The sequence below is a fragment of the Flectobacillus roseus genome (assembly GCF_030056595.1).
GTDB lineage: Bacteria > Bacteroidota > Bacteroidia > Cytophagales > Spirosomataceae > Flectobacillus > Flectobacillus roseus.
Map to the genome: position 1 here is coordinate 65,272 of NZ_JASHIF010000024.1, position 13,315 is coordinate 78,586.

7 protein-coding genes are annotated in these 13,315 nt (G+C 37.5%); all 7 read right to left on the bottom strand.

What is annotated here, in order from left to right; genetic code table 11:
• Positions 1-204 precede the first annotated feature (204 nt).
• Positions 205-2,250 carry a protein-disulfide reductase DsbD family protein gene (locus QM524_RS22255; RefSeq protein WP_283346297.1) on the bottom strand — a complete coding sequence of 682 codons (2,046 nt, stop codon included), beginning with the start codon at positions 2,248-2,250 and terminating at the stop codon, positions 205-207.
• A 458-nt stretch (positions 2,251-2,708) separates the two neighbouring features.
• Positions 2,709-3,833, bottom strand: coding sequence for a TlpA disulfide reductase family protein (locus tag QM524_RS22260; protein ID WP_283346298.1), 1,125 nt, complete (start codon positions 3,831-3,833; stop codon positions 2,709-2,711).
• A gap of 195 nt (positions 3,834-4,028) precedes the next feature.
• Positions 4,029-5,138 carry a TlpA disulfide reductase family protein gene (locus QM524_RS22265; protein ID WP_283346299.1) on the bottom strand — a complete coding sequence of 370 codons (1,110 nt, stop codon included), beginning with the start codon at positions 5,136-5,138 and terminating at the stop codon, positions 4,029-4,031.
• A gap of 257 nt (positions 5,139-5,395) precedes the next feature.
• The gene (locus QM524_RS22270) at positions 5,396-6,769 is read right to left on the bottom strand and encodes a RagB/SusD family nutrient uptake outer membrane protein (RefSeq protein ID WP_283346300.1); all 1,374 of its coding nucleotides are present in this window, start codon (positions 6,767-6,769) and stop codon (positions 5,396-5,398) included.
• A gap of 11 nt (positions 6,770-6,780) precedes the next feature.
• Complete coding sequence (locus tag QM524_RS22275) at positions 6,781-10,149, bottom strand: TonB-dependent receptor (protein ID WP_283346301.1); 3,369 nt, start codon at positions 10,147-10,149, stop codon at positions 6,781-6,783.
• Positions 10,150-10,890: 741 nt separating this feature from the next.
• The gene (locus QM524_RS22280; RefSeq protein ID WP_283346302.1) at positions 10,891-11,907 is read right to left on the bottom strand and encodes a FecR family protein; all 1,017 of its coding nucleotides are present in this window, start codon (positions 11,905-11,907) and stop codon (positions 10,891-10,893) included.
• Positions 11,908-12,153: 246 nt separating this feature from the next.
• Positions 12,154-12,759, bottom strand: coding sequence for an RNA polymerase sigma-70 factor (locus tag QM524_RS22285; RefSeq protein ID WP_310586462.1), 606 nt, complete (start codon positions 12,757-12,759; stop codon positions 12,154-12,156).
• Positions 12,760-13,315 lie beyond the last annotated feature (556 nt).

Below are 13,315 nucleotides of genomic sequence, written 5' to 3' on the forward strand. Positions count from 1 at the left end.
TTTATTTAATGCAAAAAAAAAGCTACACTATATCATAGCAGTAGCTTTTTGCGTCGTTTACCTTAACTAAATTATATCTTTTGCTGGTTATAAAACCAACCATAAACTACTACTTTATAACAAGAGAAAGCATTACAAAACTGGGCAGATGAACAAATAAAACTTTTGCCAATCGCCTTTGCTTATTCCCGACTACCTTCCTTCTTATCGAGTATGATAAGCTTTTAAACCACTTTCAAGAAAAGATAAAAAGTTGTTTTCGTTATAATTGGCTCCTTGTGGCTTTACCAAAGTCTGTCCTTCGTTGTCAAGTAAGACATAATAAGGCTGAGAATTGGTATTGAACTGCTTTGCCTGCATTTCGCTCCATTTTTTGCCAATAGTCGTAATTTGTTTTTGGCTGTAACTAGAAAAAAATTGTTCTGACTTCGCCAATTCGGTTTTGTCATCAACATACAGTTGAATAATCACATAGTCATTTTGTAGACGAGTTAGTACAGCAGGTTTTGACCAAACAGTTGCCTCCATTTTTCGGCAATTGACGCAGGCATGACCCGTAAAATCTATCATAACAGGCTTATGATTGGCTTTTGCGTAGGACATTCCCTCCTCATAGTCAAAGAAGGTATCAAGATTGAGTGGTGCATGAAAAATTTCACCATATTTTCGAACTGGGTGCTGACTCGTTTGTGGATTACCTGTTCCAATTTTTTGTGTGTACAAATCGAAATCTTGGGTATGTTGTGGTGGTAAAAATGCCGCAATCGAGTCGAGCGGAGCACCCCACAAGCCTGGCACCATATACACCGTAAATGCTAGAGAAATAATAGCCAGAAACAAACGTGGAACCGATAAATAAGCCACAGCGGAATCATGAGAAAATTGAATTTTCCCCAAAAGATAAAGCGTCAATAAAGCAAAAATAGCAATCCAGAGGGTCAAAAATATTTCACGGTCGAACCACTGCCAATGGTAAGCTAAATCCACATTTGACAAAAATTTCAAGGCCAAGGCTATTTCCAAAAAGCCCAAGACAATTTTGACAGAATTTAACCATCCTCCTGATTTGGGCAAAGCGTTCATCCATGATGGAAACATGGCAAACAAAGTAAACGGCAATGCCAATGCCAACGCAAAGCCAAACATTCCAGTGGCTGGTCCTAATAGTTGCCCCATCGTGGCAGCCTGTACCAATAGTGTTCCAATGATAGGACCCGTACATGAAAAAGAGACTAGCGCAAGTGTCGTTGCCATAAAGAAAATCCCTAAATATCCGCCTTTATCGGCGCCTTTATCTGAGGCATTGAGCCACGATGCTGGTAACATAATTTCGAATGCGCCAAAAAAGGAGGCAGCAAAAACAATCAACATAACAAAAAAGACCAAGTTGAAGATTCCATTGGTCGAGAGGTCGTTGAGGGCGTCAGCGCCAAAAAATACCGTTATCAATATTCCTAAGGCAACATATATTACAATAATCGACAGACCATAAACCAATGATTTGGTAATTCCATTTGACTTTGAGCTAGCTTGTTTGGTAAAAAAACTTACCGTCATAGGCAGCATCGGAAAAATACAAGGCATCAACAAGGCTGCAAAACCACCTAATAAACCAGCCACGAATGTTAACCACAGTGCTTGTTGCTCCTCTTTGGGAGGCAGTGCTGCGGAACTGATTTGTGCCTTACTGGCAGTATCTACACTGGCAACAGGAAGAGTCGCTGTACTAGCTTCTTGAATCATCGTATCCTTCTGGGGAATTGTCACAAGACTAGTGTCTTTCTTCGTGCTCTTTTCTTCTTCCACCTTCACAGGAATCGAAAACTCCAACTCATCTGGTGGAAGACACTGTTTATCGTCACATACCATAAACTCCACCGAACCTTTGACGGTTGTCGTTGTACTTTTGACCTTAATCTTTTGGGAAAACTTCGCCGATTTTTCAAACCATAATAAGTCCATTCCAAAAGTTTGGTCAAAAGCTTTTATGACTTTACTATCCTCCGAAACTCCACCTATCAGCTCAAAATCTGGCGAAGGTGTTAATTTAAACTTTGTGGGCACAGGACCGCCCTCAGCGATATGTTGCGAATAAATATGCCAGTGCTCGTCGATGGCAGCAGTGAAAGTCAACAGAACCTCCTTGTTAGGCAAATTAGTAGCTTTGAATGACCACTTTACAGGCTTTTTGATTTGAGCCTCAGCCACTATCGTTAGACAGAGCAGGAATAAGGTGAAGATTTTTTTCATATAATTTTAAACGGTTTATTGATGAATAAATTAGTAATTTCTTTGAGATATTCAAGGAGAATACTTAACAATAATTCTTGAAACATGGGATATCCAGAATTGAGTGAATGAAGATTGCTTTTAAACGTGATTAGTGCAAGACGAAACACTTTGCATCAAATGCTGATTTAAACAATATTATGGTTTCAAAAAGCAGTGATTCACTGTTTTTGAAAAATATTTGACTGAAAAATAGACAGAAAGCCTAAACTACATTTCAGGGGAGATTAATTGAGGGTCGTTAGTTTAAAAACCGTAGCAACAGGACAATGAATAAACTTCTCAAATGTGTTATTCATCTGATTTCTAAAGGATTTATTGTCAGGTTTGTCCAATCAAGCACCTGATGCGTACGGTTTTAATAGAGAGATAAAATATTACACATAAATCTATGTATTACAACACCTTACCTCTCCTATTTATTCTTTCACTAACTCTGCCAGTTTTTTCTCCAAATCTTCGCCGCGGAGGTTTTTGGCAATGATTTTACCATTTTTGTCTAACAAAAAATTCATCGGAACTGCTGCAACCGCATACAATTTAGCTGCCTCATTTTGCCAACCTTTTAGGTCAGAAACATGAATCCAAGTTAGTTTATCAGCTTCAATTGCTTTCATCCAATTGGCTTTTTTATCGTCGAGAGATACCCCTACAATTTCAAAGTTTTTATCACGGTATTGGTTATACGCCTTTACCACATTGGGGTTCTCTTTGCGGCAAGGCCCACACCAACTTGCCCAGAAATCTACCAGCACATATTTACCTTTTAGTGACGTCAAATTAAAGGCTTTCCCAGAAGAATCTGCCATGGTAAACACAGGTGCCATACGACCCACATCTACTTTTGCAGCTTTGTCCAAAAAGAATTTTACTTCTTTTCCATAGTATGATTCCTGCGCATTTTTGGCCAAATAGCTAAAATACTCTTTTGCTTTTTCCTCAGAACCTGGTCTTGTAAAATAACTATAAATTATAAATGGACTAATCAACGAAGTAGGGCGAGTAGAAATAAATTGCTTACAAACGCTATCTGCATAACTTTCGCCCTGACGAAACAGCTTACTTGCTTTTTCACGAATTGCCACACTATCAGGCATTTTAGTTTGTCTAGTTTCCCAAAACATTTTATCCGCTTTGCCCATAAGTGCATGCGCTCCATCCATTTGCTTACGATGGATCAACCAATCATCATGCATTTTAGAACCTTTGACAATTGCTTTACTGATGGAATCTTTTGATGCCATAACTGTAATTTTACCACTTTGAACAAATATACGAGCACTCTCTTTTTTAGGAACGAGGTAAAGGTTATAAATCAAAGGATGTTTGATTTCTCCTTGAAATTGAAAAGTCCCATCAGTGCTGACTAAGGAATCAATGTCAAAACCTTTTCCGTTATAAGACGACAGATACACTTTCTCATTTTTGAGACCAGCGATTTTGCCAGAAATATAGTATTTATCAGTTGTAATGGCTTTTTTTTGCGCAAAAAGCCCTGAGACAGCGAGCATGCCAATGCCCATTGTCAATAGTATTTTTTTCATAAAAGAACTGTTTAAACTTTGAAAATGATGAATTATGAGTCAGGAGAGTACGAGGGATTTCAAACAATTTAAGATTTGGGATTTCTGATTTCGGAAATATAGAAGCTTACGCTTCCGAAACCTAAAATCCGATATCCCTAGTAAACTGTTTCAGCACTCATACGAGGTAGTATTGCCCCAACTTTATGATTTTATCTATTTAATAAAATGTTCTAATGCTATTTTGAGCTCTTCGCCTCTCAAGTTTTTGGCGATAATTTTGCCCGTTTTATCTAACAAAAAATTAGTAGGAATCGAAGAGATTAAGTAGCGTTTGGCCACCTCTCCTTCCATCCCATTTCCGTCGCAAACCTGTGTCCATTGGAGCGAATCCACCTCGATGGCCTTTGTCCAACTCTTTGTATTATCATCAATCGAAACGCCGATTATCTCAAAATCCTTATCTTTAAATTGTTGATAAGCCTGTACCAAATTAGGGTTTTCTTGACGACACGGGCCGCACCAGCTAGCCCAAAAGTCAATGAGTACAAACTTACCTTTTAATGACGATAATTGGAATGGATTTCCGATTACATCCTTTATCATAAATGCAGGAGCGATTTTACCAACACTAACTTTTTCATTTTCAAACAAATAGGACTGAATCATTTTTCCATAAAATGATTTCTTTACAACATCAGTCAAAACCTCAAAACTTTCGCGTGCTTTTGCTTCCTGATTAGCCTGTATAAACCTAGATTTGATAACCATCGCACTAACCATAGAATTGGGATGAGATTTGACAAATTCGGTGGTCACACTATCATAAAATGATTCAACTTTGGTAAAAATGGCATAGATTCTTCTTTGTTTTTCGAGAGATGTCAGGGTAGAATCTGCCTCTACAGCACTGACTCCTTTGGCAAATTTTCGTCCCAGTTTTATCTGTTCTTGATAAATATCCATGTCGTCATTGGCACTTGAACCTTGTATTTGAGCATGTTCCAAATCGCCTGCTTTCGCCTTTACCAGTATATTCCCCGCCTGTACTACTATTTTTCGTTCGTCAGTCATGGGGCTTAGATATAGGGTAACAGTTTGAGGGTATGCCATTTTCCCTTGAAATCGAAAAACGCCATCTTTTGAAAAAACAGAATCAATTATTTCTTTTTCGTGGAAATAGCTTTTCAAAAAGACTCTCCGATTGTTGAGTCCTTCAATTTTACCACTAATCTGATACCTTTGAGTTTGTTCAGGTTGTTTCTGTCCCAATACACTTGAACATATCAAAAGTAACCACAGCAAAGCATTTCCAATTTTTTTCATAATACCTATTCTTGTTTCAAAATGAAATTACAAAACATCTAGGAAACAAGAATAGGCATCTTGGAATATTAGTGCGGAATTGTGAGTTAGACCTATTTAAAAGGTTACAAACAATTGCGGACTTAGGATTGTTGATTGCGGAAATATTGAAAGTACCTTCATTTTTTTTGGGGTAAAAAAAGTAGGTTATACTTCCTCAATCCAACATCCGATATCCGAAAGGGATATACTACTAACTCACCATTCTACATCAGCACCTAGTACCCTGGGTTTTGAGTCAAATTTTTATTGGCTACACGCTGATTTTCTGGAATTGGGTACAATACAGCGGTTGATTTCCAAGTATTTTTTCTAATTCCTCCCAAAACAGCATCGGCACGACCTGTACGTTTCAAATCAAGCCAACGATGTCCCCATTCGCCAAATAATTCTAGCTGTCTCTCTTTTTCAATAGCCAGTAACAATTGGTCTTTGGTAATAGCATTAGGCAAGGCCGCTAAGCCAGCTCTTTTGCGAATAATATCCACTTGGGCTTTTGCTTCTACAATTTTACCTTGTTGAGCTTTAGACTCTGCATCAATTAAGTACAATTCTGCAAAACGCAAACCAACGTTGTATTCATTTCCAGTGCCAGTTCTTACTTTGTACTTATTGATAAAGTAATATTTTACACCACCTACGGTCGTAACACCTGCCCAGTTTGTTTTTCTTAAATCAGCATCCTCAAATGATTTGTAGAGAGTATCTACAAGCGTGTAGGCAGGAATAACACCAGACGCCGCTAAGAAGTTAGCCCCGAAAGTTGATACTCCAGTTAAATTGGCCTGTTGCCAAATAATTTCGTTACTCGTATTCACGAATACGTCTGCCAATGCTGGTAAAGTATAGGCTTGCGAGCTGATCACAGAGGTAGCATTAGTTTCAGCATTTGCCCAGTCTTTTGTATACAAATATGCTCTTGCTAACAAAGTTGACGCAGCATGTTTATTGGCTCTGGCCTTAAACGTTCCCGCGTAAGTAGCAGGAAGTTGCGCTTGTGCTTCTTTCAAATCGGTAATGATTTGTTTCCAAACATCAGCTGCTGGCGTTCTTGGCAAAATCGCATTGGTAGCATAATCAGCGTCAGCGGTTAGCGGCATAGGTACGTCCCCAAATAAATTTACCAAATAAAAGTAAGTTAGGGCTCGAATAAATTTTGCCTCTCCTAACAATTGGTCTTTTATCGACGGCGTCAATGTTTGTGATTGATTCAGACCAGCAATAGCGTTATTGGCATTTTTGATTTCCTGATAAGCAATATACCAAATAGAGTTTTCTACCAATGAATTAGTATTAGTCAACGCATTTCTTTCAAATTCATCGTATGAAGTATTAACCGTATTGTATTGAATATCATCCGCTGACATGCCAGGAAAGAAAGTACTTGCCTGAACAAAATTGGTCATTGTACCCGTAGAATACAATCCAAGCACAGCACTAGTTGCAGTAGCATCTGCCTTGAAAACATCCTGAGACACAACTTGTGTTGGAGGAGCACCAAGATCTACAAACGACTCACATGAGCTAAACAAAGTCGAAATAGCGATGGCTGATACCCAAAATCCACTTTTAAATTTATGTATAGTAATCATAGTAAATTCTATTAAAATGAGCAGTTAAGTCCTAACATGATGGTTCTGAGTGGAGGCAATACTTGCCCAATTGTTCCTGTTCCCAAACCAGACGGGCCACCTTGAACTTGAGTTTCGGTATCCAAAATGTATTTGTTTTTTGACCAAGTAAACAAGTTTTGTCCTTGCACAAATACACGACAGTTGGTCATACCAACAGCTTTGGCAATTTGACTCGGGAACTGGTAAGAAACACTTGCAGAGCGCATTTTCAGGTAAGAAGCATCTCCCCAAAAAGCATCAGATGAACTAAAGAAGTTGTAAGAGTTTGCGATTACGGTTCCTGCTGTTGCTGATGCCCCTGGGAGACTAGTGATATCGCCTTCTTGCTTCCAAATATTCAAATATGAGGTATTTTGATTTGATAATGCTCCCGGACGTGTATTGATAATGTTTGTTTGTCCGAAACGATGATTGAATTGGAAGAAAATATCAAATTGGAATCCTTTATATGAAACAGAGTTTCCCAAACCACCATAGTACGGTGTTCCAAACTTGGCAACATACCTATCGTTAAAATCCACTACGCCATCTTTATTGATATCTTCGTATTGAGCTGCTCCTGTTTTAGGATCAACGCCTAAAAAGTGTAACACTCTAGTAAAGTTGATTGGTTGACCAACGATATAAGAGCCATTTGAAAAAGTATTTTCTATACCATCAAATTTGAGTAGCTTATTTTGCGGCAAGGTAATATTGAAAGTAGTTGTCCATTTCCAATCTCCACGAGAAATATTCGTGGTATTTACCTCAAACTCCCAACCACTATTTTCAATCAAAGCTGGTAAGTTTGCTTGTACTGAGTTATATCCACTTTGGGTTGGAACACGTAAATAGCCTATCTGATTATCTGAGCGGTTATTGTAATATTCGGCTGTAAACAATACTTTATCTTTCAAGAAACCCAACTCCAAGGCTGCTTCAAACTTCTTAGTAGTCTCCCATTGAATGTTGGCATTTGGTAAAGTCAAAGGAATCAACGACGGATTACTCAAATAAGTGGTTGAAGTGTTATAAAGCGGTAAATACAAGTAGTTTGAGATCTGGTCATTACCAGTTGTTCCATAACTTGTACGTAGTTTACCGAAGCTCAAAGCTGAGATACTTTTGGCAAAATCCTCCTGTGAGAATACCCAAGCTGCCCCCAATGCACCAAAATTACCAAAACGATTGTTAGGACCGAATCTTGAAGAACCATCACGACGGAAAGTCGCATTGACAAAATATTTGCCTTGCCAATCATAGTTTAAACGTCCAAATATTGCATTGTACTTGTATTCAACAATGTTATTGTAGTTAACTGTTACTAAACCCGCGCCCGAAAGGGTATTCAACAACGCCTCTGTACTATAGTTCGTAGCAGTCATCGAAAACCCATTTGAAGTATTATGTTGCCAGCTTGCTCCCACTACTGCCAAAAGTTTGCCTTTGCCAATTTCTTTAACATACTCTGCTGTTGGTTCAACAATATAATTTTGAGCCCTAGTATCGGCAAAGTTTAACGTACTTGTCGGGTTCGAAGCTGGGTTCAACACGGATGCAGGCGTCAAGTTTTTCTGCTCCAAATCAGTAACAGTATATCCAAAATTTGCCTTTAAGTTTAATCCTTTTGTAACATTATAACGAACGGTTGCATTGCTAATCAAATTAGACGTATTGGCATTGTTCTGACGAAATAGTGTTGAGAGTGGATTGGTGAAGTTGTTCGACCAAAACAATTTCCCATTCGCATCATACAGCGGTAAATTTGGAGGCAAATTGTATACCGAGGTCAAATCACTTTGTGGCAAATCGGTTTTATCCTTAGAATAACTTAGGGCTAATGTAAAATTCAATTTCTTATTTCTCGTACTATGATCTAGATTTAATCTACTCGAAAAACGTGTACTTGAGTAATCTCCCGGGAAAATCGTAGTTTCGTTACGATATCCCAAATTGAACATAAATTTGGTAAATGCATCACCACCAGACAATGACGTTTGTACATCACTTACTTTACCTGTACCTCCCAAGAAGTACTTCTGCCAGTCGGTAGTTTTCGTTTTATCCCATAAGGTTAAATCTGGAGCATTACTTGTATTGGGGGTAATACCATCGTTTTTGAAGGCCTGTGTTCTTAAATCATAATATTGATCTGGACTTAGCATTGGAATAAAGCGGTTCAATTCTGTAAAACCAGTTGAAGCGTTCACATCAAATTTTGTTTTACCAGACTGTCCTCTTTTTGTCGTAATCAACACTACGCCATTGGCACCACGAGAACCATAAATAGCGGTTGCATCGGCATCTTTCAAAATATCAATTCGCTCAATATCGTTCGGATTAATCATGCTAAATGGGCTTACACCCCCATTTGCACCTGAAATACCAAAAGCATTAAGGTTATCAGTCGCGGGGCTACCACCATTAAAATTGGTAAACGGCACACCATCAATCACGTACAAAGGAATTGTTCCTGATGACAATGACCCCTGACCACGGATTTGAATTTGGACAGCACTCCCCGGCAAACCATTGTTTTGAGCAATTTGAGCGCCAGCAATACGACCTGGCAAAGCAGCTAATACGTTTGATACTGGCTGTTTTCCGATTTCAGCCGAAGTAATCGACGTTACCGAACCAGTATTGATTCTTTTGGAAGAAGTACCGTAGCCAATTACTACTACCTCGTCTAATGAACGAAGTGCTTGTTTCAACGAAATTTTGAGATTCGTTGCACTTCCAACGGTAACACTATACGATTCATAACCAACATAGGTAAATAGTAGCACATAGCCTTTTTTCGCCACGACTCTAAATCTACCTTTTTCGTCAGTAATTGTACCAAAAGGAGTACCCTTGGCCGTTACAGAAACCCCAATAAGTGGCTCACCAGATTCGGCAGCTACCACGGTTCCTGTAACTTCCTCTCCTTGGCTACTTTCGGCTTGGGCGTTGGGCAAACCGTTTGCCTTTAAAAGATTCAAATTGTTGTCTACCACCTTCGACAAAATAATCATACGATTGTCTTGCACCGAAAATTTAATACCAAGAGGTTTCAAAAGTACCTCCAAAGCACTCCCTAAAGTTTCTTTTGAAGAGTTAATAGAAACAATTTGATTGATATTGATTTGGCTACTGCTATATACAAACTTTACTTTCGCTTCTTTCTCTAGTTGCGTTAAAGCAGCCTTTAATTTCACGTTCTCTACCTTGACAGCAATATTCTGATTTAGAATACCTTGTGCAAGATTTACATGGGCGTGAATAATTCCTGTGAACACCATAATTATGATGGCCTGACACATCGTAAACCGCATAATTCGAAGGATTAATTCTTTGATTCGATAATTTTCTGTCATACCTTTGATTGGGTTTTATTCTTTTTTGAAATGGAGGGATAAGACAATATTTTCTCGCCACCGCTGCCGAGCGGTGTGACGAAACAAATAAATTCGAGGGCAAGAGTGCTGGAACCACTCTTGTCTTTTTTTATGCTTGGATTTTTTTCATTTGACGTTTTGGCTTTAAGGGTTGACGAATTAGTTAAGGATATTTAATTTTTAGAGTGATAAAAATTTTAGTGCTGAATGAAATTCAAGTATCTGGCTTTAGGCTTTTAGCTATGGGCTCTCGGCAAAAATATTTCTTATGAGTTCAAAGAAACATTTCTTCCTAATGCTTTGGCTAACAGCACTGAACCTATCAAATTCAATCTTATTTTGCACTTTACTAGTTCAAGACTTAGTCTTGGACTCATTTTTTTTAATAGTTTAAAACTGTTAAAAAAATGCAATGAAACAATCCAAACACCTGAATGACACTTACTCATGTTGACTACTGGAACTAGTCTAATGATTGATTAATCTTCAAGTATGAATTATGAGTTGTGAATTAGTACTTTACGAAGGATTTATGATGTTCCGAAACATTCATTTCCTGAGCATTTTTGCAGTAGTGGCAATTTTATTTTAAAAACAAAACTTAATCCATCGTACAGTACTCGTTGTGAATTGTGAATCTATTTTTTCAAATATTAGCGCTTTTGTATTAAAAAGTCGTTGATTAATAGCATGACGATTATATAAACAAAACTCCTCAATCTATCTGCACCCCTCAGCTTTCAAAAAAACTTTGTTCCCCTCAATCACATAACTGCCATTCATAATTTGACAAAGAATCGTCATGGTTTTATCCAATGACTGGTCTGTAAAATCTGCGGTGATTAAACAGTTTCCTATCGTGTTGTTGGTAAGCTCAAATTCTACATCAAACTTGGTCGAGATTTTTTCTATTACATCCGACATTCGAGCATCTTCAAAACTCATATTATACTCAGTATTAAGCAAATACGAAGCGGCATTTTCAGCGGTTGCTGCCTTAATTTCTTTTTCTTGTGGCATACAAATGGCCTTTCCCGATGGAAGTACCAACGTATGCTTACTACCATTTGCCAAAGAAACTGCTACTTTGCCAGTAAATACTACCACCTCGATATGGTTTCCAACTGGTCGAATATTAAAACTTGTACCTAATACCCTAGTATTCATCCCATTGGAATGAACAACAAAAGGATGACTTGCATCTTTGGCAACCTCAAATAGCGCCTCTCCAATCAAATTTACTTCACGGGTAGCATTCACAAAATGTTCAGGGTATGTCAATGAACTGTTCCCCTTTAGCCAAATAATACTGCCATCTTCTAAAATCACCTTTTTTGTTTTACCAACCGAAAAGGCTTGAAAAGTTTCATTCTTTAAATCAAACGTATCATAACCCATTGGGCTCAAAGCAAATATTCCTCCCAATACCAACAAGACAGACGCGGCAATTCTGGCAATCTTATTGAATCCAAATGGTATTATTCTAGCAGGGGTTTCCTCGCTCAAACGTGCTTGAATTTGTTGATACATTTTACTCTTCAAAGCACCTACTTTAGCGATTTCCTTTTCTAGCGATTCATCGGTCTTTTCGGTCAATGAATCTAACCATTGTTCAATCAAGATTTTCTCAGCAGGCGAACACTTTCCTTGCTGATATTTTTCAAACAGAATTAATAATTTACGGTCTTGCATATTTTTATGATAGTCTACAAAAGGAATCAAAGAATATTTGGACATTTTCGAAAAACACCAAATATGATTTTACCCCTTTCTACTAGTGAAGTAAATTGACAATGGAATTACACCTACTCCAAAACAAAAAAATTTAATAAAAACTTATTTTTGAGTAGAAACGCTTAGGTATTGAGTGATTATTGATTGAGCGAATGAGTGACTTTTTATATAATATGATTTTTCTAATAGAGTCCCAATGCTTTTGGGAATGTGATTGATATGGCATATTTGAAGAAAAACAATATACTCTTATCTCATTAATCCCAACACAACCATCAAAATCAGAAAATCTCCTAAATCTTCACGAAGATGTTTGAGGGCTTTTGTCAAATGGTTTTCGACAGTTTTGTGCGAAATATTCAATTGTTGGGCAATTTCTTGAATGCTCAAATGTTGCACACGACTCATGCGAAATACTTCTTGGCATTTTTCGGGTAAGTCGCTCATGCTTTTTTCCAGCATCATGCGAAGTTCGTTGAAGGCAATACTCTCATTATTGGAATCATCGAAAAGTTGATCTCGAAAATGGGAAAATTGCGCCAAATAGTTATTTCTGACTTCCGCCGACTTCATAAAATTCAGCATTTGGAATTTGACGGCTTGATAGAGATAACCCGAAACAGAACTTTCGATTTTGGTCGTTTTGCGATTGGCCCACAAACTCACGAATACTTCTTGGATAATTTCTTCACAGGTTTCTTTGTCACGCAAACGATTGTAGGCATAAGCGTATAATTTGGACCAATAACGTTCATATATTTCGTCAAAGGCCATTGACTTTCCTTCTTGAAGAAGTGAAAAAAGTTCTATATCGCTATGTATTGGCGCGCTTTTGATGGGTTTAAATAGAATTATTAATGATTAGTTCTCATAAATTCGATTTACAAAACTATGGGACTATTTAAAAAAGTAAAGCTTTTAAGCCAGTTTTTTCTGAGAGAATTTTCAAAAAACAAAATACTAAGAGGTTAAAGCACTCTGCTATTGATTGATTCTTAGAAAAAATCTCAATAGAAATTTAGATTAATGACCATTTAAAATGAATATACGTGTAATAAAAAAGCATTATCCTATAAGAAAGATAGACTTAAATAGAAGATAGTATCAAGAAGTAGTGCTGAATTGCGGATTTGGGATTTCTGATTTCGGAAGTAAAGTAAAATACCTTTGTTTTTTACAAAATAATTGTAAAAGCTCCGTAGGAACAACAGAAAGCCTTCTTACTATCTTGAAGTCTTTCGCACCTACGGAGCTGATGAAAAATGTAGTACTAATAATGATACTCAGTAGCATTTAGGTAGTAGGAAAGATTAAACTAATAGTATAACTAAGGTAAAAATTGACTATAACCTTTTGATTATGAATATCTTACAATAAGCAATATACTGTTAACCAATAACCTTTTCCTATT